Here is a 19,490-nt window from a genome sequence, read left to right on the forward strand (position 1 = left end):
TCGGCGCCCAATCAATCTCGATCACGATCTCTCGTCTCGACTAAGTCGGGAACATCGACCACCCTAGGATCATCGCAAGAACCCGGAATCGTCAGGAGAAAACGTTGAAGAAGCTACGAACAGCATCGATGCTGGCCGCCGGAGCCGGGATCAGCTTCCTGCTGACCTCTTGTCTCCCAACGCCTCCGCTCCAGCCCTCGCCCTCGCCCTCATCATCGGCCGAGACCTCAACGCCACCTTCGTCACCTTCCACGTCGGCGTCGGCGTCGGGATCGGCCGGAGCCGCGGCACCCACAGACACGCCACGGGTGGTCTCCAGCGGCCTGGAGGCCCCCTGGTCCGTCGTGTTCCGTGAGAGCACTGCCTTGGTCAGCGAACGCGACAGCGGCCGCATCCTTGAACTCGCCGAAGACGGCAGCTCCCGGGTCATCGGGACGGTTCCCGGAGTGGCAGGTTCCGGCGAGGGCGGGCTGCTGGGCCTGACGGTCGATGATCAGGGACGCCTGTATGTCTACTCGACGGGTGCCGGGGAAAACCGCATCCAACGCTTCGACGTCACGGGAACACCCGGGTCGCTGGCCCTGGGCTCACCTGTGACGATTCTTGATGGAATCCCCTCGGCGAGCTACCACGACGGAGGTCGCCTAGCCTTCGGCCCGGACGGGATGCTTTACGCCACCGTGGGCGACGCCGGTCAAGCCGGCCAGGCACAGGATCTGGATTCCCTGAGCGGCAAGATCCTGCGAATGACCGCCGACGGGGACATCCCCCATGACAATCCGTTCGACGGTTCGGTGGTCTACAGTTATGGGCACCGCAACCCGCAGGGACTCGCGTGGGCTCAGGATGGGACAATGTTTGCTACAGAATTCGGGCAAAACACCTGGGACGAACTGAACATCATCACCGCCGGCGCCAACTACGGGTGGCCGACGGTCGAAGGCATTGAGGATACCGAGGGCTTCACGAATCCGGTGCAGCAGTGGACCCCCGAAGTGGCCAGCCCCAGCGGCATGACGTATGCCGATGGGACGCTGTTCATCGCCAACCTACGCGGAACGGTACTCCGCGCGGTGCCGGTCGCCGACCCAACCACGTTCACCGACCACTACGCCGGCGAGTATGGCCGCCTTCGCGATGTCACCCTATCCCCGAACGGGGAGCTGTGGTTCCTGACCAACAACACCGATGGCCGCGGGACGCCGGGCCCAGAAGATGACCGCATCCTCGGCGTGGATCTGGAGTAGAAACCTACACCGCGGCGCTCATCAACGCGGCCTCAAGCCAGGCCCGCTCGGTGTCATTCAGTGCACGCGAGGAGACCCCATCCTCCGCCAACGGCACCATCACGGTGGTTCCGTCGAAGACCGTGGTCTCATTCTGGATACCCACGTGGCGCACGGTGAAGGACTTGGTACCAATGCGGGTTACCGCCACCTGGATGCGGAATTCGGGCTGGTAGTGCAACGGACGCAGGTAATTTATGGTCAACGACGCCACCACGGTGCCAAACCTGAAGCGCGCATTGGCCTCTCCCCCACGGGTCCAGCGAATGCGCGCCTCTTCCATGAGCGTGATGATCCGCGCATTGTTCACATGTCCCAGCGCATCCTGATCCGACCAGCGCAAGGGCATCTCAAGTTCAAAGGGCCGGGGAAGGTGCGTCAGCGTCTCATTGCTCATGGAACCATTTCACCAGAAAGCCCCGTTCGACTGCCCACTTGTGACAAAATCAAACACCGCGCTCCGGCCACGGAACCTAGTAGATTTGGGGTATGACCGATGCTCGACACCGCGGCAGCCCCGACGAGAAACTCACCCGCGCCCAGCGCAACGAGTTCGCTCGCACCTCCAGCCAACGCGCGGCCGACCGCAACGGTATGTCGCTGGAGGAATACAAAAAATACGCCTCGTCGGTCGGCACCCGGACCCATCCACTGTGGCAGCCCGGCGGGTTGCTGTTCCTCGCCATCCTCATGACGGCGATCCTCGGTTTCCTCTTTGTCCTGGCGGGTATCACGTGGGTGAACGATGGTGAAAACGTGCTCGCTTCACTGTGGTTCATCATGTTGCTACTGGCGGGCCTGACGGTGTGGGCCTGGGTTGTGACGGCACACGAATACCGAGCGTCCAGATTGCGGAAACGCGACGAAGTGAACCTCATCGGCGGAAACCGCAGCTCCGAGCCCGATTCCCCCGATCCCGGCGGGCCCTACCTCTAGTCGCGGCGGCCCCGCCCGGGATGGTGTTGAGCCATCAGCCGGTCGGGAACTCAATGATCTCGCTGCGGATCAAAAAACGCTTGCCTTCCGGGGCCTCCACGGAGAAACCGGACCCCCGCCCCGGCACCACATCAATGGTCAGCTTGGTGTGCTTCCAGTACTCGAATTGTTCGCGGCTCATCCAGAAATCCAGGGTGCCCAGCGACCCTCCCTCGGCATCGGGCAGCGTGAAGACGCCCAGCAGGATATCCGAATCCCCTGTCTTAAAGTCACCATCCGGGAAACACATCGGAGAGGACCCGTCGCAGCACCCCCCGGACTGGTGGAACATCAGCGGCCCGTGCCTCTGCCACAGCAAACGCAGCAGTTCCGCGGCCTCCTCGGTCATCGCTACCCGGGAAAAATCTTCCCCGGCGATCGCTGCCGCTGACTCAATGGCTGTTTCCATGACGCACTCCCTGGTGAGAACCGAATTGCGAAACTTACTGACAAAACACCGAAGCCCGGCACCGTTCCATGACGGTGGTGCCGGACCCAGATGCAGACCTGTTGTTTTTTCGTGGCCGGTGCTAAGCCAAGTCTCCTACGCTTGTCCGACGTAGTCGATGACCACCCGACCGTCGATCTTCGCGTGAATCATCTCGTCCAGGACCGCGTTCATGTCCTCCAACGGCCGAGTGTGGAAGGTCGGCTTGATCTTGCCCGCCGCATAGAACTCCAACGCCTCGATCATGTCCTGCCGCGTCCCCACGATCGAGCCGCGGATCGTCAGGCCCTTGAGCACGATGTCGAAGATCGGGGCGGGGAACTCTCCCGGGGGCAGACCATTGAAGACGATGGTTCCCCCGCGCCGGGTCATCGAGATGGCCTGGCCGAAGGCGGCCGGGTGCACCGCCGTCACCAAAACTCCGTGAGCCCCACCCACCGCGGCCTGAATGGCCTCCGCCGGATCTTGCGCAAACGCGTTGACGGTGATTTCGGCACCGTGGCTGCTGGCCAGTGCCAGCTTTTCCTCGGCGACATCCACCGCGATCACGCGCATGCCCATCGCTACCGCGTACTGCACGGCGATGTGCCCCAGTCCGCCAATGCCGGAGATGACCACCCATTGGCCGGGCTTAACCTCGGTCTGCTTCAGGCCCTTGTAGACGGTCACGCCGGCGCAAAGTACCGGGGCAATCTCGTACGGGTCGGCACCTTCCGGGATGTGAGCGGCGAATTTCGCGTCGACCAGCATGTATTCGCCGAAGGATCCGTTCATCGAATAGCCGCCATTCTGCTGGGACTCGCAGAGCGTTTCCCAGCCGGTGCGGCAAAATTCGCAGTTTCCGCAGGCGCTGGCCAGCCAGGCGTTACCCACCAGATCACCCACCTTGACCTCGGTGACTCCCTCACCGATTTTCACCACGTTGCCCACCCCCTCGTGGCCGGGGATCAGCGGCAGGTTCGGCTTAACCGGCCAATCGCCGTGAGCGGCATGCAGGTCGGTATGGCATACGCCGGAAGCGATGACCTTGACCAACGCCTGACCCGGGCCCGGCTCCGGGATCGGCGCTGTTCCTATTTCGAGTTCTTCGCCGAAGGTATTAACGATGGCTGCTCGCATGGTGTTCATCTGGTGCTCCTTGATTTGGCCGGCGGCGCGCAGGCAGCGGTGGGCTTGAAGATGTGCTTGCCCGGGCCGCTACATCCGCGCCACCGAAGAAAGGTGGGGCTCGGGGGAAAAGGTGAAGCAGGTGGGTGGACTACCCAGCGGCCGTGGGTGAGAAGTTCAGGGAGAACCTCTCACCCACGGGTGCGGTGCTGCTCTTTAGAAGAAGCCGAGCTTGTCTTCCGAGTAGGAGACGAGCAGGTTCTTGGTCTGCTGGTAGTGATCAAGCATCATCTTGTGGTTTTCGCGTCCGATGCCCGAGGACTTGTAGCCGCCAAACGCGGAGTGCGCGGGGTAGGCGTGGTACTGGTTGACCCAGACGCGGCCGGCCTGGATGTCACGTCCGGCACGGTAGGCGGTGTTGCCATTGCGGCTCCACACTCCCGAGCCCAGTCCGTAGAGCGTGTCATTGGCGATCTCGATCGCCTCGTCGTACCCGGAGAACTTCGCCACCGAGACGACGGGACCGAAGATCTCCTCCTGGAAGATACGCATCTTATTGTGGCCCTCGAAGATGGTCGGCTGCACGTAGTAGCCACCCTCCAAATCCCCACCAAGTTCCGCGCGGCCACCACCGGTGAGCACCTTGGCTCCCTCGGCCTTACCGATGTCCAGGTAGGACAGGATCTTCTCCAGCTGGTCATTGGAGGCCTGAGCGCCCATCATGGTCTCGGTGTCCAGCGGGTTGCCCTGCTTGATGGCCTCGGTGCGCTTGATGACCTCGGGCATAAACGTGTCGTAGATCGATTCCTGGATCAGGGCGCGCGACGGGCAGGTGCAGACCTCGCCCTGATTCAGCGCGAACATTGTGAAGCCTTCCTTGGCCTTGTCGTAGAACGCATCGTCCTTATCGGCGATGTCCTCGAAGAAGATGTTCGGCGACTTGCCGCCCAGCTCCAGCGTCACGGGGATGAGGTTCTCGGAGGCGTACTGCATGATCAGCCGGCCGGTGGTGGTCTCGCCGGTAAACGCAATCTTGCGGATGCGCTTGTTCGAGGCCAACGGCTTACCGCATTCAACACCAAATCCGTTGACGACGTTCAACACCCCGGCCGGGAGCAGATCGCCGATCAGCTCCATGAGCACCAGGATCGAGACCGGGGTCTGTTCCGCAGGCTTCAGTACGATGGCGTTGCCGGCTGCCAGCGCCGGGGCCAACTTCCACACGGCCATCAGGATCGGGAAGTTCCACGGGATGATTTGTCCGACGACGCCCAGCGGTTCGTGGAAGTGATAGGCCGTGGTGTTCTCGTCCAGCTGCGAAAGGCTGCCCTCTTGGGAACGGATGCAACCGGCGAAGTAACGGAAGTGGTCGATGGCCAGCGGCATGTCGGCGTTGATGGTCTCGCGCACCGCCTTGCCGTTGTCCCACGACTCGGCGACGGCCAACATTTCCAGATTCTCTTCCATGCGGTCAGCGATCTTGTTCAGGATCACCGCACGCGACGCCGGGCTGCTCTTGCCCCACGGTCCGGCCGCTGCTTCCGCCGCATCCAGCGCCGCTTCGATGTCCTCGGCCGTGCCGCGGCCTACCTCGCAGAAGCCCTTGCCGGTGACCGGGGTGATGTTCTCGAAGTACTGCCCCTTGACCGGCGCCACCCACTGCCCGCCAATGAAGTGCTCGTAGCGGGACTTGAAGTTGACCAGGGATCCTTCGGTGTTCGGGTTGGCGTAGACCGTCATGATGACTCCTTGTTTTCGGTGGTAACACTGCTCTTGGATGTGAGCCTACTCACACTCACGTTGCGGCAACGTTGCATCACCGGCGCTACGTTGCCCCCACATCGATTGGCGCACCGCTTCACTTCCCCGCACCGGTTGATCCCGGCCTCCGGCACTCCGCCGCTTCTCCCCACAGACCACTTCCCCGGCCGCGGGTGGTGTGTTCAGCGGCGCAGACTGGGTCCATGAATTCTTCCGCCACACCCAGCGCCTCAGGGAGGCAAGCACGCATCAGCACCACGGTCAGGAACCTGGCCGCGGTCCTCCTTGACGCGCGCTCGACCGTGGAAGAACTCACCACCCTGAACCCCGACGCGGCCTCCAGCGCCCTCATCCTGGGCCTGCTTGAGAACACCCAACGCACCATCGCCTACGGCCAACTTCATGCCACCTTCCACGCCGAGGTCAACCAGATCTACCGCTTGGACCCGGAGACCGCCACGCACCTTGATGCTCTCGCCGCCGCCCCACAAGCCCTGGCCGATGGCACCACCGCCATACCAGCGGAGCGGATGTGCACGGGGATGGCTCAGCACCGCAATACCGCCGCCTACCTCCAAGCCCACCTCCACATTTCCGCTTCCGAGGCCCGCCGCCGACTCACCGGTGCACGCCTGCTGGTCGCCCCAGCCCCATCATTTGGGCTTGCCGCCCCGCTCCCGGGACCAGACATGGACTTCTCCAGCACCGAGTGGACCATGGGTCGCACCGGTACTGAGTCGACTTTGGCTCCTCCACTGTTTCCGGTGTTGGCGCAGGCAGCCGCCGATGGGACCGCGGATGTTGGCAATTTAGCCCAACTGGCCGGACGGCTTGAAGGGATGCAGCCGCGTATCCATCAACGCGAAGACGCTTCAAAGCTGAACACCGCCATCGAAGAATCCCTGGCTCATGAGGCACGCACCGCCGAACCTCGAAACGCGCACAAGGCCCTGAGCGATTGGGGTGCCTATCTGGAAACGAACGGGGCACCGATGACCGACGAAGAGATTCGGGCCAAGCGGGGCATGTTCTACCGTGGCGTGCGTGAAGGGTTCGCCGAGTATCTGCTGAGGTGTGATCCGATCGATGCCGAATCGATTGAGTCGTTTGGTGAAGCCTGGTCCAACCCGCGCTCGAACAAGGTCCCACCGGTTTCTGCCTCCACCGCTGGCCCACACACCGTCGACCCACCTACGGTCGGCCCACCTACGGTCGGTGCCGGAAATTGTGACGGCCAGGCCACCGCTCGCAAGCCCGTGACCCGCCCCGTGGCGCCGGTGGGGATTCCCGCTCCGGCGTGGGCGATTGCCCCGGGGATGGCTCCGGATCAGGTGCCGCTGAGTTCGTGGGTCGATGGGGTAGCGACCAGCAACGGCACAGATAACACCACCAACACCAACACCAATACCGGCAGCGGTGACATGCTGGGTTTGGTGGATCCACGCACCACCCCGCAACTCTTACTCGATGGCATCATTGCCTCGATCAACGGATCTCTCACCGGTACCGCCCTGAGTGAATCCGGTGGCCTGCCGGTCAGGGTCGGGGTGCTGATCGACTATCAGTCGCTACTGGGTCAATGTGAAACTGCGGGTATCACCGGGCACGGCCGGGTGGTTTCGGCGGAGAATATTCGTCGACTGGCCTGCGATGCTGGGATCTTGCCCGCGGTGCTGGGGAGTCAGGGGGAGATTCTGGATTTGGGTCGCGAGGTGCGCGGCTTCTCCCCGGCCCAGCGCAAGGCTCTAGCGATGCGTGATCGAGGGTGTTGCATCCCGGGATGTCATCGTCCGGCGTCCACCACCGAGGCTCATCATGTGAAGTCTTGGCTGGATGGCGGGGTGACAAGTGTGGCTAATGGGGCTTTGACGTGTGGTTATCATCATTTGCAGATTCATGCTGGGTTGATCACGCTGAGGATGATCGACGGGATTCCGTATGTGGTTGAGCGGGCGGGTCAGCCGCGTGGTGATCCGGAACGTAATTTGTGGTGGCATCCGGAGTTGCGGACGGTGGGGTTTATCCCGCCCCTATTCACCGACTAAACCGCGGGCCCAATGCTTTCCAAGGCCGCGACGACTAGTGCACGATGCGGCGACTTGGCCGGAAGCACCTGCAAGGTGGTCGTGAGGACTTCCTCATCGCCTTGCACCTCGGGCAGCTCCATAAAACGCAACAGCTGCGTATCATTACCGTCCTGCAACATAGCCTGACGGAGAGCGGCAAAAACTTGCTCACGGATCGATTCAATGCCCGGTGCCATCGAACGAACGAGGACTGGCCCCGCATAATGATCCAAGGCATCGTCCAGCCGCCCTCCTTCAATGGCCCGCAACACCTCACGTGCATCACAAATCAGCGGCTGAGGCAGGCGATACGGTCGCGATAGCGGCACAATCCTCGGATCAAAATCCGCCATGGCCTTCCGCAAACGAACGAATTCCGCCCGCAGGGTTCCCAGATCGGCGGTGTCAGGATTGATATGTAATAACTCGACGAGCTCCTCGCCTGTTAGCCCACGCGCATGCCACGAGAGCAAAACAAGCAACTCTGCATGCCGGGTGCCCAACTCCAAGGTCGCTTCGCCGCACCGGAGTTCCGCTCCAGCTCCGGTCGTCACAGCCAGAATTGGCGTTGAGGAAGGAGTCGGGATTCGTTTGCCACCACTCACACCCACGAACGTTTTCCGCGGCACCTCGAGATGGTCCTCGTGCCATCGCAATTCAGATTCGGCTGCGGCGACCGCAGCCTTGAGGAGCGCGAGGGAATAGCCACCCACCGCGGCTTCTCCACCGGTCAGGTCAACCACCCCCAACAGCTCACCACTATCAGGCGAGTGGATGGGAACCGCAGAGCAACTCCAGTGATGGGCAATGGAATCAAAGTGTTCGGCACCCGAAACTTGAACTCCCCGACCGGTGACCAGTGCTGTTCCCGGCGCCGAGGTCCCAACGGCCCGTTCGGACCAGTCCGATCCAGGCACAAAAGCCATTGCTTCGGCCGCTCGCAAAATTTGACGTTCACCCTTCACCCACAGAAGACGTCCCGTCGGATCGCCGATGGCCAGAAGAAGGCCCGCATCGCGGGTCGTATCAAGAAGTAAACGATCAAAGACCGGCAACACCAACCTTAACGGTGAGGCACTACGTAATTCATGCAAGGCGTCATCACTAAGCACCGTATGAGCATTGGAGGCTGCTATCTCCTTGTACTCAAGGGAACGCATCCATGATTCACGGACGACATCGCGCAATTGCCACGCCACATGATTATCGGATCCTCCCCCAAGAGTCTCATGTGCGGCCAACGCATGGCGCTGCAGCGCCATGGCGGCAGGAGAAATCAGAGACATCATTGGCCTTCCGTGGTGTGGAGACACCGAGTGAGAGCAGCAATACAACTCTCGACGTGATCCCCTTCACGATTTAGCCCCAAGCTTAGGGGAGATTTCGCGACAAAAGAACCCCGCTGGGATTCACACAGGTCAATGCTCGGGATCGCCCCGACATCAGTTTCACAACCTGACCCGCTCCATTGCATATGAGTTTTCTCTTGCCTTGCCCCCAGCGAACGCGGATCATTGGTGCCGGAGACGTCCCGTCCATTCATGGTTCCCCAAGAAAAGGAGCGGCCCCATGGCCCGAATGATTTTCGTCAATCTACCCACCAAGGATCTCGCAGCATCGGATACTTTTTATGCCGGTCTAGGATTCGAAAAGAACACAGACTTCTCCAACGAAGTCGCCACCGCATGGATGATCACCGAAACCATCTGGGTCATGGTGCTCTCCGAGGAGTTCTACTCCTCATTCTTGCGTAACGGGGACAAAGCAACCTACGGAGCAGGACCGCGTGAGGTCCTCAACGCCATCAGCGGGGAGACCCGCGAGGAAGTCGACGAGTTCGCCCGTCGCGCCCTCGCCCACGGTGGCACCATCTACCGCGAGGCCGCCGAGGAGTTCCCGGGCATGTACTCGGTAGCGTTCCTTGACCCAGACGGACACGAATGGGAAGTCGGATGGATGGACATGGAAGCTACCCCAGGAGCCTAAAGAAGGCCAAAACACAACACGAGAGTGTGCCGCCAAGATACAGGTACTTGGCGGCACACTCTTATACACAAAATGCTGGTTTTGCCTGCCGCTGCTACTTTGCCGTGCAGGCCTCATTGGCGCAGCCTGCATCCCGCGGTGCCCAATGCGCCTGGCCTTCACCCTTGTCTTCCCAGACGACGTGCCGATGCTGGCCGCAAAGTTCGCAGGAAGGCGCCAGATAGGTGGCGCGTTCCGCATCCGAGTACAACTTGTAGTCACCCATGTTTTTCTCCCTTGAACCACCAAGACCTAAAGTGCACTCACTCTACGCCGAGTTGAGAGAAGAACTCTAGGATGCCGGGTGGTGCCGTTTGAACTTTCGGAAGTGATTCAGCGTGCTGACAAGGATGTAGAACCAACGCCGTGGGTTGGTTTCCTTTTTGTAGTACAGGGGATGGCTGTATTGCTTGGTCGATATGAGCTCATCAACACCGGTCTTCATGTCGCTTGGCACATAGCGGCGCAAGAGTCTCAAGGGCAGAATGTTATAGAGATGGCGGTTGGTGGCCACCTGCAGATCATCCCCACCGGTGAGCCCACCGCGCAGGTACTCCTCAACATAGAAGCGCGTGACGTTGTGACCGGCGGCGGTGACGTAGAAGTGGTTGCGGCCCAACCGCGGATTCAATTCGAAGAACTTGTACGTTCCGTCGCGCGGATCAAGCTTCATGTCGAACATTGAGAAGCCGGTCCAGCCCAGTTCCTCAAGCAAGCGAATTCCCTCAACCACGGCAACGTCGTTCGGCTGGGCAACGATGGCAGCAGAGTTACCCAGCGCCCCCGGGGCATGTTCTTCCACGATGACGCGCCCGCACGAAACGAAACGAACCTTGCCTTCGCGGTCGCTGAAGAACGTGGCCAGATGCATGCCGCTATCCCCACCGGGGATCAGGTCCTGAACGATGAGTGTGCCTGCGTAGCCCGCAAGGGTGGCTTTGCTGATGAGCTCGGTGAGCTCAGTCAGGGATGCAACGGTGTGGACTTTTTTCTTGCCGGCGAATTTCAGCTGCCCCCAGGCAACTCCATCCGAAGGCTTCACAATGGCCGGGAAAGGAACGCCCTCGGCCGCTAGTTCCGCCGCGATTTGCGCCCCATCAACCGAGCCGTTTGCGCAGTCGTGCACAACGGTGGCCGGGTAGCTGACACCGAGTTCCCGGCATAGCTGATAGAAGGCATCCTTCTCCGTGGCCCTGTCCAGTTCCGCATTCCCTACATACGGGATGGTGAACCATTCGGACAGTTCATCGGCGTGGGTGGCGATGAAACGAATGTGCTGGTCGGCAGCACCGAGCAGCAACAATGGTCGCTTGGTCCCATTGGAGCCGCCGAACTCGCGGCCCAAATTTGCGACGAAAGCGGCGAAGGCGGCAGCGTCTTCCTGCTGCTCAAAGGGACGTGGCAGCAGGATTTGTGAGTGCTCAGTGATTCCGGTCAGTACCGATGGGACCAAGACCGAATGGATGTCGTACTGTTCGTGAAACTCCCGCGCCAACGAGTAGGCGCCGATGTCACCGCCCAAAATGACTGGGACAAAGGGCTGGTTCTCGTTGATCTGCATGAACCAAAACTATCAACCCCCAACAAATCGCATACCCCATGGGGGTACTTGACAATATACCCACCGGGGGTATTGTTAGAGGCATGGAAAACACTGCCCCAACACTCGACGAGCACGTCGGGCACGGATATACCGCGAATAAAGAAGCACTGCTGAAGCGGCTAAGCCGCATCGAAGGTCAAGTCCGTGGCGTCAACAAGATGGTCAGCGAGGACAAGTACTGCATCGACATCCTCACACAAATTTCTGCCATCAATGCCGCCCTGCACAAGGTGAGCTTGGGGCTAGTTGAAGAGCACATTTCCCACTGTGTTGTGAATGCTGCAGAGCAAAGCATTCAAACCGGCGACAAGTCCTATGTGGACGAGAAGGTCACAGAGGTCACCACCGCTATTGGGCGACTTCTGCGCTGAGCTTCCCTCCACCTTTAGAACACAACGAATCACTACCAAGGAGAAATCATGAGCGAAGAATCTAGCTGCGGTTGCGGCGGCTGCGGTTGCGGAAGCAACTCAAGCAACTCAAATGAAGGACTCACCATCACCATGCGACCGGAGGACAAAGTGACCCAGAACCACATCACCCTGAAAATCGACGGCATGACCTGCGGCCACTGCGTCGCATCCGTCACCGAGGAACTGCGGGAAATCGCCGGAGTCACCGAGGTCGAGGTCTTCCTCTCTGCCGGCGGCACATCCACCGCAGAGATCACCACCACTACTCCGGTAGAAGAAGAAACCCTGGCCCAAGCGGTTCAGGAAGCCGGCTACACCCTAGTTTCCGCGAGCGCCTAAACAGCATCGCGGATCCGTCGGGGAGCACCACTCCCCCGCTTGGCCAACAAACGATCACACAGGAATGGAATCATGAGCAACGAGGTCATCTTCCCCACCAACCAGCGCATCATCGAATTAGACATTCAGGGCATGACCTGCGCATCGTGTGTTGGCCGGGTGGAACGGAAACTCGGCAAGATCGACGGCGTTGAGGCCCTGGTTAATCTGCCGCTGGAATCGGCCAAGGTCACCGTCCCTGAATCGGTGAGCACGGAGCAAATCATTGCAACGGTTGCCGCCGCGGGTTACCAAGCTAGCGTGAAAGTTGACCCTTTCGCCGTCACCGAAACGGTTGCAGCGGTAGCCAATGGAGCGGCCGCGGAAGCTGGGCCGGGAACTCCGTCCGGTGCGCCTATGGCTCATGGCATGAACCACGCTGAGGAACCCGCGGGGAACGATCTCAAAAAGCGTCTGATCGTCGCCGCCATCTTCACTGTTCCGCTGTTCGTCATCTCCATGGTCCCGGGTGCACAATTTCCGCATTGGGGTTGGGTGGCGCTCGCCCTAGCCACTCCCGTGGCGCTTTGGTCCGCATGGCCTTTCCACCGGGCAGCGGCCATAAATGCCAGGCACTTTGCTTCCACCATGGACACCTTGGTCTCTCTCGGGGTACTCGCGGCCTACCTCTTCTCTCTGGGGCAGTTGATCATCGATCCGATGATGACTGCTCACATCGGCATGAATATGAGCGATCACCAGCTCTACTTCGAGACCGCCGGAGTGGTAGCAACCTTCCTCTTACTCGGTCGCTACCTAGAGGCACGGGCCAAGTCGAGGGCCGGGGATGCACTGAAATCGTTGCTGGATCTCGGCGCGAAGGAAGCAGTGGTGCTGCGCAATGGAGTCGAAACGAGGATTCCCGCCGCCGAACTGATCCCCGGAGATGAGTTTGTCGTGCGTCCGGGAGAAAAGATCGCCACCGATGGATTTGTGGTCACCGGGCAGTCGGCCGTTGACACCGCGCTGGTTACCGGCGAATCGCTCCCCGTCGACGTCGGGCCCGATGACACAGTTATTGGAGCCACCATCAACACCTCGGGTCGACTGCTGGTGCGTGCCACTCGCGTTGGCAGGGACACGACACTGGCCCAGATGGGTCGCCTCGTTTCTGAGGCGCAAACTGGCAAGGCTCCCATCGCACGGCTGGCGGACAGAATTTCGGCCGTCTTCGTTCCCATTGTGCTGGGAATTGCGCTTCTCACCTTTGTCCTCTGGCTGGCGTTCGGCGGAGATCTGAACACCGCGTTTTCCGCTGCTGTCGCGGTATTGGTCATCGCCTGCCCCTGCGCCCTCGGCCTGGCCACCCCCATCGGGCTGTTGGTGGGCACCGGGCGGGGCGCTCAGCTGGGCATCTTGATCCGCGGTCCGCAGGTTTTGGAAGACACCCGGAAGATTGACACGGTGTTGCTGGATAAAACAGGCACCATTACCGAGGGCGACCTTGCCGTGATGTCCACAGAACCGGCCGTCAACGTTGACTCCCGCACGCTACTGGCACTGGCCGGAGCCGCCGAAGCAGGATCCGAGCATCCCATCGCCCACGCAATAACCGCCGCGGCGGCTCGTCAATCCCCGCTTGAAGCGGCCACCGAATTCACGTCGGCCCCCGGCGGCGGAGTGCGAGCGAGCGTTGGGGTGCACACCGTGGTTGCCGGTCGATTGAGCTGGTTGGAGGAAAACGGCGTCGCGCTGGGCGATGAGCACCATGCTCTGCTGCGCACAGCTCAAGAATCGGGAGCCACCTCTATCATGGTCGGGGTCGACGGCATCTTCGCGGGGCTCATCAACCTCTCCGACACCATCAAACCCACCTCCGCGGCGGCGATTGCCCGGCTCAAGGAGTTGGGATTGCGCCCGGTTTTGCTCACCGGGGATAATTCCGCGGTGGCCGCAAAGGTTGCGGCTCAGGTCGGAATCGCAGCTGAGGACGTCTTTGCCGATGTCTTGCCGGAGGGAAAGGTCCAGGCCGTACGCACGTTGCAAGCGCAGGGCCAGGTGGTGGCGATGGTCGGCGACGGCGTGAACGACGCACCGGCACTGGCCCAAGCGGACCTGGGCATCGCGATGGGGTCGGGTACGGATGTGGCCATCGAGGCCGCGGACCTGACCATCATGGGGAACGACCTCGCGCAGGTCGCCCAGTCCATTGAGCTCTCTCGTAAGACGTTGGGCACCATCAAAACGAACCTGTTTTGGGCCTTCGCCTACAACACGGCGGGAATTCCCATCGCGGCTCTCGGATTGCTCAACCCGATGATTGCCGGCGCGGCCATGGCGGCCAGTTCCGTCCTGGTGGTGGCAAACTCGTTGCGGTTGCGCAGCTTTGGCCGCAAGTAAAATATAGAAACTACCTAGTCATCAGAGCCGGAACCGGCCACCCCAGCAAGGGTGGCCGGTTCCGGCTCTGCTGGGTTCTGCGCGGCCGAACATCGGTCGACGAAGCAAGTCAGTTAGGGGCTTCGCAATTCATCGGCACGCACCAACAACACGCCGCCAACAATGAGCAGCCCGCCGAGCAACTGGATGCCCGCGGGCAATTGCCCCAACAACATCCATGCCCACAGCACCGCAAAAAGCACTTCGGTGAGCGAGATGAACGAGGCGAGCTTCGAACCCAATGCCCGGGCGGCCATGATCCCGCTGACGTACGCCAAGACGGTGGAAAACAGGATCAAACCGCCAAGCGCGACCCACCACTGTGTTTCCCAGTTCGCCAAGCGCACCGGGACAAACGTTATCTTCATTTCCAGCAGGCCGATCAGGGCCAACAGGCCCATCATCGCGGCACCGACGAATAACCCGCCGGTGGCAAGCGCGATCGGCGGCAGGGCACCATCGGCCCGCGCACTGACAAAGAAGTACACCGTCAGGCCCACCGCCGCACCAATTCCCCAGAGCACGCCGATCGGATCCACCTTCGCCTCTCCGGTGAGATCCAGGACCGCCACCAGCCCACCCAGCGCCAGCAGTGTGCCACCAATGGTCATCAGCTTTGGCGTTTTACGATGCCGCACCCAAAGGAAAAGCACGATCATGACGGGAGCCAGATACTCCAGCAACAGGGCTACCCCCACGTCAAGGCGTTCAACCGCCAAGAAGTAGAAGAATTGGCAGGCGCCTACTCCAAAGAGGCCGAAGAGCAAGATGGACTTCCAGTTGCTGGCTACGAGTGACCATTTCCCACGCATCACCAGGAGCGTAGGAACCAATAGCACCAGCGCAGCACCGGTCATGCGGAGCGTTACTGCGGCGGCCGGACTCCATCCCGAATCTAGTAGCGATTTGGCGAAGGACCCCGAGAGACCGAAAACGGCGGATGAGAAGAGCGCGATACCTACGCCGCCCATACGCGGACGGGCCTGCACTCGTGGGGATGCTTCGGTCAATACCAATGATGCGGAGACTTCTTCTCTTGGCACGCGGCCACGCTCCCTAGGGATATCTCTCGTCGACACCCTGGTCATCGCGTGGCGACAAATCTCGTGTCAGGAGTAAATGAATGTATGCTCATGACACTAGGAGTTGCAACGCACTTCCGTCAATCCGCGCACATTAACAGGAGTCATAATGATCTTTGCCCCTGACACAGAGACCTCTCTTGGTTCGATCGTGGCACTGATCAATTCCGTGAACGAGTCAGCTGACAATTTGACGACGCTCAAGGATCTCGACGATTTCCTCGCCGATCAGAAATTCACCGGCTCGCGTACTCACGATTCCGCGGAACTACGCTCGGTGCGTCAACTACGTAGCCAGCTCGCCGGGCTCTGGCAATGCGCCGAGGCCGAGGCCGTGGAACAGGTCAACAACATCCTGCGTAACGCTCGGGCCATGCCGCAGCTGGTCAAACACGACGGCTGGAACTACCACATTCATGCCACGACTCCTGAGGCACCATTAAGCGAGCGCATGGCCGTCGAAGCTGCCATGGCCCTGGTCGATGTACTTCGATCCGCGGAGCTCTCACGCCTTCGCGTGTGTGCGGCACCGGATTGTGAGGCGGTACTGCTTGACTTGTCCCGTAATCGATCCAAGCGCTATTGCGACACCGGAAATTGTGCCAATCGTGAGCACGTCCGGGCATATCGACAGCGAAAATCTCAGCAAAAACTCGAAGTGTGAACATACACTGGAGCCAGAGCCGAAGTTGCCTTCGGTCCATCGACCGGAGGAGTAACCGTGAACAGCGCAGAACTACCGCAATCGCACGCCGCCGACGAGTACGAGGCCGATTTGGAGAAATCCAACAACGGTCCGGTACGTGCCGCAGTACGCTGGGCAGCAGGTTTGGTGGATGGGTTCTTCGGCGGGGACGGGTCCGAGGTGGTGGGCGCATCCGTAGTGGTGCACCGGCTCGATAATAAGGCCGAGGTACTGCGCTTGGACGCTGGAACCATCGAGGAAGCAGAATCCCTCGTCGCGATGGTGCGTTCGGATCTGGAGGAACTCTCTCACGAGGAGTTCCTAGACCGTTGGGGTGGGCGAGACAGCGCCGAACCCGTGGCCTAGGCTCCGGCTCCCACAACTGCCCTCAGCGCAGGCTCCAGACCCGAAGAACTAGCCGCCGAGCGGCGCCGGGAGCGGAAATTTATTCACTCTCAGCTTCGGCGCGCTTAAAGCGCTTCTCCGAGCTCTTGATGAGTGGAATGAACACCAGCAGCCCCAGCGCCGAGAGCACTGCTGCGCTTAATGCCGGCAAATACTCCGTAAAGAAGAACCGGTAACCCATGGTGATGACCCAAATTCCGATGACAAACTGAAGTGCCTCTCCAGCGATCGGTGGGCCAGGCAGGTAACGATCGAAGAGTGGTTCAAGGATCGAGTCTGCGAGCATGACGCCGATGAATGTTCCTACGCAGATATACAGGATCCATGGCAGGGCACCATCCTTGATCGATTCCGGCCCGAAGAACCACACCGTCAGACCGATGCCTGCAACAAATGGCAGCGCAACAAAAGCGAGCACACAGATGGCAAATGCGCTCATCACCGCAAAAATTGACGCCTTCTCAAAGACCGTTTTGCCCTGATTACTGATGGCCTACCTCCGCGCGTGTGTCCGGGTTTCCGGGGATTCGCCCCCTGTCGCGCACCTGTTGTGGCTGGTCAACTCGGGTTATCAAGCAATCCATGCGCACCACGAAGAACGCTTCTTAAGCATTGATGCCGCCCGGGAAACCCCGGGCGGCATCAATGACGAGTGTCTTCTTAGTGCTGGTTCTTCGGCTTGGAGTCCGGAGTGATCGAGGACTTGTTAACGCCCGATCCAGTGCCCAGGTCCTCCGGATTTTCCTTGCCGGCCATCGTCATCACGGAGATCACCAGAAGGCAGGCAACGAAGGTGACGCCGAAGGCCACCAATCCGATGTCCAAACGCCACGGGTTATCGGTTCCGCCGGTGCCGGCGATGGTGGCGACAACGCCAGCGATGATCGCCATGACCAGCGAGAAGGATAGGGGTGCCTTGATGCTCTGCTTCCAAGACTTCGATTGCTCGGCTGGGGTATTGCCCATGGAAGGCCCTCCTACAGGTTTTTGATTCATCGTCTAGTCTAGCTCCAAAGCCCGGGTGTGGGTTCTTTGGCTGCGTGCCTGAGGCCAAAGGCCGAGATCAGCTCAAACACGGTCAGGATGATCGCGCCACCGCCGGCCAAACCGAGCAGTGCATGAGCATCCATACCCATACCGAGCAGCAGCGCACCACCGACCCCCAACGACACAAAGCCGGTGACCAGCTGGTCCTTGAAGGGCAGGAACTGAGCGTGGTGCTTGGCATAAACCACAATCTCCAGCACACCGGCAACGATCCACGCGGTGGAGGCAGCGATAACTATCACCGTGGTGTCCGGACGGAACGCCATGACCAGACCGGCGAGCAGCATCAGGACTGCTGCGATGGCGTAGAGGCCACGGACCGACTTCGGCGCGCTCGGTGCGCAGGCATAGTCCCAAATGAACTTCGCGCTGATGACCATGAAGGCGGCCAGCGAATAGGCCAGCACTTGGTTGTTGGCATGGGGCCAGAAAATGGATACGAGCGCGAAGACGGCGGCGGTCAACGCTCGCCCCATCACGGGCGTCGCCACTTCGGCGGCTATGGTTGCGGGAATCTTTACGGCAGGCACACGCACAAGTCTACCGGCGATACGCGCTGCCTCTTATTCCTCTTATTCGCGTCCCGCCCGGCGACGAATCATTTCGGGACCGAGGTCAGCAATCGTCGCGGCACCCATCAGCTGCATGGTCACGCGGATTTCCTTGGCCAACAGTTCGATGACTCGGTCGACACCCTGTTCCCCACCGGCCATCAACCCGTATAGGTAGGCGCGGCCGATAAGGACAAAATCCGCCCCGGCGCAGAGTGCTGCAACGACATCGGCACCCGACATGATCCCGGAATCCAGAATAATCTCGATGTCCGTTCCCACCTCGGATCGGACATCGGCCAGCGCCTCGTAGGAAATCGGTGCACGATCAAGCTGGCGACCACCATGGTTGGAGACCACCAATCCATCGGCGCCCGCGTCCACCGACTTGCGGGCGTCCTCGGCGGTCAGCACACCCTTCACGAAGAGCTTCCCGGCCCAAATGGAGCGAATCCATTCCAGGTCGGCAAAGGAAAGTGTGGGGTCAAACATCGAGTTGATCAGCGTCGGCAGATCGGTGCTCGTATTGGACAGTGAGGCGAACTTCAACGAGTCGGTACTCAGGAAGTTGAACCACCATTCCGGGCGGTAGGACGCATCAAGCACGGTTTTGAGGTTCAGCCGCGGCGGGATGACCATGCCGTTGCGGGCATCGCGCAGGCGCTGACCCGCCACCGGAGTATCGACGGTGACCAACAGGGTGTCGTAGCCCTGCGCCGCGGCACGCTCCAGCAGCTTGCGCGACTTCTCCCGGTCCTTCCACAGGTACAGCTGGAACCAGCGGCGGGATTCGGGAGCCGCAGCCGCCACTTCCTCCAGCGAGCGGGTGCCCATCGTGGAGAGCGAAAAGGGTATTCCTGCGCGTGCGGCAGCCCGCACTGCTCCGGTTTCCCCTTCGGCATGCATGAAGCGGGTGAAACCGGTGGGTGCGATGCCAAAGGGCAGCGCCGAGGGGCCGCCGGCAATGACGGTGGATAGATCGGCGTCGGCGGTACCGTGCAGGATGCGTGGGAGCAGCTCGATGGAATCGAAGACCGCACGGGACCGGGTGTAGGTCAGTTCGCGCTGCGCGGCACCGTCCACGTAGTCAAAGGCCGCGGTGGGTGTCCTGCGCTTGGCGATGGCGCGCAGGTCCCACACATCGGCGGCTTTGGCCAGACGTGCCGCACGGCGGTCCAAGTTGATGGGTTCAAACTTCATCAGCGAGCGAAGTTCGGAGATCTGCGGAAGTCGACGCTTCATGGGTATATCCGGCTTTCTGTCATGGAAATGATCTTTA

Annotated in this window: 21 protein-coding genes; 9 read left to right on the top strand and 12 right to left on the bottom strand. The window is 60.7% G+C overall.

Going from position 1 to position 19,490, the window contains the following annotated elements; translation table 11 throughout:
- Nucleotides 1-128 precede the first annotated feature (128 nt).
- Nucleotides 129-1,247, top strand: a complete 1,119-nt coding sequence (locus KUF55_RS17445) for a sorbosone dehydrogenase family protein (protein ID WP_218818850.1) — start codon at nt 129-131, stop codon at nt 1,245-1,247.
- Between the two features lie 4 nt (nt 1,248-1,251).
- Here KUF55_RS17445 and KUF55_RS17450 read toward each other — a convergent pair whose 3' ends face one another.
- Nucleotides 1,252-1,683 (bottom strand): thioesterase family protein, encoded by a 432-nt coding sequence (locus KUF55_RS17450; RefSeq protein WP_218817476.1) that lies wholly within the window; start codon nt 1,681-1,683, stop codon nt 1,252-1,254.
- Between the two features lie 92 nt (nt 1,684-1,775).
- Here KUF55_RS17450 and KUF55_RS17455 point away from each other — a divergent pair, with 92 nt between their 5' ends.
- Nucleotides 1,776-2,222, top strand: a complete 447-nt coding sequence (locus KUF55_RS17455; protein ID WP_218817477.1) for a hypothetical protein — start codon at nt 1,776-1,778, stop codon at nt 2,220-2,222.
- Between the two features lie 34 nt (nt 2,223-2,256).
- Here KUF55_RS17455 and KUF55_RS17460 read toward each other — a convergent pair whose 3' ends face one another.
- From KUF55_RS17460 to KUF55_RS17470, 3 genes are all read right to left on the bottom strand, one after another.
- Nucleotides 2,257-2,670 carry a DUF779 domain-containing protein gene (locus KUF55_RS17460; RefSeq protein ID WP_218817478.1) on the bottom strand — a complete coding sequence of 138 codons (414 nt, stop codon included), beginning with the start codon at nt 2,668-2,670 and terminating at the stop codon, nt 2,257-2,259.
- A gap of 135 nt (nt 2,671-2,805) precedes the next feature.
- Complete coding sequence (gene adhP / locus KUF55_RS17465) at nt 2,806-3,837, bottom strand: alcohol dehydrogenase AdhP (protein ID WP_132360547.1); 1,032 nt, start codon at nt 3,835-3,837, stop codon at nt 2,806-2,808.
- A gap of 195 nt (nt 3,838-4,032) precedes the next feature.
- Nucleotides 4,033-5,556 carry an aldehyde dehydrogenase family protein gene (locus KUF55_RS17470; protein ID WP_132360549.1) on the bottom strand — a complete coding sequence of 508 codons (1,524 nt, stop codon included), beginning with the start codon at nt 5,554-5,556 and terminating at the stop codon, nt 4,033-4,035.
- A gap of 224 nt (nt 5,557-5,780) precedes the next feature.
- Between KUF55_RS17470 and KUF55_RS17475 the strand changes: the two genes are divergently transcribed.
- The gene (locus tag KUF55_RS17475) at nt 5,781-7,622 is read left to right on the top strand and encodes an HNH endonuclease signature motif containing protein (protein WP_218817479.1); all 1,842 of its coding nucleotides are present in this window, start codon (nt 5,781-5,783) and stop codon (nt 7,620-7,622) included.
- Here the strand turns inward: KUF55_RS17475 and KUF55_RS17480 are convergent.
- Entirely contained in the window at nt 7,619-8,698 is a 1,080-nt protein-coding gene (locus KUF55_RS17480; protein ID WP_218817480.1) for a GAF domain-containing protein, read from the bottom strand. The two genes, KUF55_RS17475 and KUF55_RS17480, sit on opposite strands and share 4 nt — an antisense overlap.
- Nucleotides 8,699-9,212: 514 nt before the next feature.
- Between KUF55_RS17480 and KUF55_RS17485 the strand changes: the two genes are divergently transcribed.
- Nucleotides 9,213-9,629 (top strand): VOC family protein, encoded by a 417-nt coding sequence (locus tag KUF55_RS17485; RefSeq protein WP_132360555.1) that lies wholly within the window; start codon nt 9,213-9,215, stop codon nt 9,627-9,629.
- A gap of 94 nt (nt 9,630-9,723) precedes the next feature.
- On the opposite strand, the gene KUF55_RS17490 is transcribed toward KUF55_RS17485, so the two are convergent.
- Both KUF55_RS17490 and KUF55_RS17495 read right to left on the bottom strand, forming a co-directional pair.
- Entirely contained in the window at nt 9,724-9,894 is a 171-nt protein-coding gene (locus KUF55_RS17490; RefSeq protein ID WP_168150923.1) for a hypothetical protein, read from the bottom strand.
- Between the two features lie 66 nt (nt 9,895-9,960).
- The gene (locus KUF55_RS17495; RefSeq protein ID WP_218817481.1) at nt 9,961-11,229 is read right to left on the bottom strand and encodes a carbamoyl-phosphate synthase; all 1,269 of its coding nucleotides are present in this window, start codon (nt 11,227-11,229) and stop codon (nt 9,961-9,963) included.
- 83 nt (nt 11,230-11,312) lie between these two features.
- Between KUF55_RS17495 and KUF55_RS17500 the strand changes: the two genes are divergently transcribed.
- From KUF55_RS17500 to KUF55_RS17510, 3 genes are all read left to right on the top strand, one after another.
- Nucleotides 11,313-11,642: a metal-sensitive transcriptional regulator gene (locus tag KUF55_RS17500; RefSeq protein ID WP_132360559.1), complete on the top strand. Its 330-nt coding sequence runs from the start codon at nt 11,313-11,315 to the stop codon at nt 11,640-11,642.
- 48 nt (nt 11,643-11,690) lie between these two features.
- Nucleotides 11,691-12,023: a heavy-metal-associated domain-containing protein gene (locus KUF55_RS17505; RefSeq protein WP_132360561.1), complete on the top strand. Its 333-nt coding sequence runs from the start codon at nt 11,691-11,693 to the stop codon at nt 12,021-12,023.
- Between the two features lie 72 nt (nt 12,024-12,095).
- On the top strand, nt 12,096-14,402 hold the full coding sequence (locus tag KUF55_RS17510; RefSeq protein WP_132360563.1) for a cation-translocating P-type ATPase: 2,307 nt from the start codon (nt 12,096-12,098) through the stop codon (nt 14,400-14,402).
- 113 nt (nt 14,403-14,515) lie between these two features.
- Here KUF55_RS17510 and KUF55_RS17515 read toward each other — a convergent pair whose 3' ends face one another.
- Complete coding sequence (locus KUF55_RS17515) at nt 14,516-15,412, bottom strand: DMT family transporter (RefSeq protein WP_132361246.1); 897 nt, start codon at nt 15,410-15,412, stop codon at nt 14,516-14,518.
- A 220-nt stretch (nt 15,413-15,632) separates the two neighbouring features.
- Between KUF55_RS17515 and KUF55_RS17520 the strand changes: the two genes are divergently transcribed.
- Both KUF55_RS17520 and KUF55_RS17525 read left to right on the top strand, forming a co-directional pair.
- Nucleotides 15,633-16,187 (top strand): CGNR zinc finger domain-containing protein, encoded by a 555-nt coding sequence (locus tag KUF55_RS17520; protein ID WP_132360565.1) that lies wholly within the window; start codon nt 15,633-15,635, stop codon nt 16,185-16,187.
- 57 nt (nt 16,188-16,244) lie between these two features.
- Nucleotides 16,245-16,574, top strand: coding sequence for a hypothetical protein (locus tag KUF55_RS17525; protein WP_132360567.1), 330 nt, complete (start codon nt 16,245-16,247; stop codon nt 16,572-16,574).
- 79 nt (nt 16,575-16,653) lie between these two features.
- Here KUF55_RS17525 and KUF55_RS17530 read toward each other — a convergent pair whose 3' ends face one another.
- The 4 genes from KUF55_RS17530 to KUF55_RS17545 all read right to left on the bottom strand — a co-directional run bounded on the left by KUF55_RS17530 (nt 16,654) and on the right by KUF55_RS17545 (nt 19,453).
- Nucleotides 16,654-17,055 carry a hypothetical protein gene (locus KUF55_RS17530; protein WP_218817482.1) on the bottom strand — a complete coding sequence of 134 codons (402 nt, stop codon included), beginning with the start codon at nt 17,053-17,055 and terminating at the stop codon, nt 16,654-16,656.
- 218 nt (nt 17,056-17,273) lie between these two features.
- Nucleotides 17,274-17,579 (bottom strand): hypothetical protein, encoded by a 306-nt coding sequence (locus KUF55_RS17535; protein ID WP_132360571.1) that lies wholly within the window; start codon nt 17,577-17,579, stop codon nt 17,274-17,276.
- Nucleotides 17,580-17,617: 38 nt separating this feature from the next.
- Complete coding sequence (locus KUF55_RS17540) at nt 17,618-18,190, bottom strand: DUF308 domain-containing protein (protein WP_132360573.1); 573 nt, start codon at nt 18,188-18,190, stop codon at nt 17,618-17,620.
- Nucleotides 18,191-18,232: 42 nt separating this feature from the next.
- On the bottom strand, nt 18,233-19,453 hold the full coding sequence (locus KUF55_RS17545) for an alpha-hydroxy acid oxidase (protein ID WP_132360575.1): 1,221 nt from the start codon (nt 19,451-19,453) through the stop codon (nt 18,233-18,235).
- Nucleotides 19,454-19,490 lie beyond the last annotated feature (37 nt).

Source organism: Paeniglutamicibacter sp. Y32M11, from assembly GCF_019285735.1.
Lineage (GTDB): Bacteria > Actinomycetota > Actinomycetes > Actinomycetales > Micrococcaceae > Paeniglutamicibacter.

Excerpts from the sequence above, each read along its gene's own strand:
- KUF55_RS17445 (WP_218818850.1), top strand. The coding sequence starts at position 129 with ATGCTGGCCGCCGGAGCCGGGATCAGCTTCCTGCTGACCTCTTGTCTC.
- KUF55_RS17450 (WP_218817476.1), bottom strand. The coding sequence starts at position 1,683 with ATGAGCAATGAGACGCTGACGCACCTTCCCCGGCCCTTTGAACTTGAG.
- KUF55_RS17455 (WP_218817477.1), top strand. The coding sequence starts at position 1,776 with ATGACCGATGCTCGACACCGCGGCAGCCCCGACGAGAAACTCACCCGC.
- KUF55_RS17460 (WP_218817478.1), bottom strand. The coding sequence starts at position 2,670 with ATGGAAACAGCCATTGAGTCAGCGGCAGCGATCGCCGGGGAAGATTTT.
- adhP (WP_132360547.1), bottom strand. The coding sequence starts at position 3,837 with ATGAACACCATGCGAGCAGCCATCGTTAATACCTTCGGCGAAGAACTC.
- KUF55_RS17470 (WP_132360549.1), bottom strand. The coding sequence starts at position 5,556 with ATGACGGTCTACGCCAACCCGAACACCGAAGGATCCCTGGTCAACTTC.
- KUF55_RS17475 (WP_218817479.1), top strand. The coding sequence starts at position 5,781 with ATGAATTCTTCCGCCACACCCAGCGCCTCAGGGAGGCAAGCACGCATC.
- KUF55_RS17485 (WP_132360555.1), top strand. The coding sequence starts at position 9,213 with ATGGCCCGAATGATTTTCGTCAATCTACCCACCAAGGATCTCGCAGCA.
- KUF55_RS17490 (WP_168150923.1), bottom strand. The coding sequence starts at position 9,894 with ATGGGTGACTACAAGTTGTACTCGGATGCGGAACGCGCCACCTATCTG.
- KUF55_RS17495 (WP_218817481.1), bottom strand. The coding sequence starts at position 11,229 with ATGCAGATCAACGAGAACCAGCCCTTTGTCCCAGTCATTTTGGGCGGT.
- KUF55_RS17500 (WP_132360559.1), top strand. The coding sequence starts at position 11,313 with ATGGAAAACACTGCCCCAACACTCGACGAGCACGTCGGGCACGGATAT.
- KUF55_RS17505 (WP_132360561.1), top strand. The coding sequence starts at position 11,691 with ATGAGCGAAGAATCTAGCTGCGGTTGCGGCGGCTGCGGTTGCGGAAGC.
- KUF55_RS17510 (WP_132360563.1), top strand. The coding sequence starts at position 12,096 with ATGAGCAACGAGGTCATCTTCCCCACCAACCAGCGCATCATCGAATTA.
- KUF55_RS17515 (WP_132361246.1), bottom strand. The coding sequence starts at position 15,412 with ATGGGCGGCGTAGGTATCGCGCTCTTCTCATCCGCCGTTTTCGGTCTC.
- KUF55_RS17520 (WP_132360565.1), top strand. The coding sequence starts at position 15,633 with ATGATCTTTGCCCCTGACACAGAGACCTCTCTTGGTTCGATCGTGGCA.
- KUF55_RS17535 (WP_132360571.1), bottom strand. The coding sequence starts at position 17,579 with ATGGGCAATACCCCAGCCGAGCAATCGAAGTCTTGGAAGCAGAGCATC.
- KUF55_RS17545 (WP_132360575.1), bottom strand. The coding sequence starts at position 19,453 with ATGAAGCGTCGACTTCCGCAGATCTCCGAACTTCGCTCGCTGATGAAG.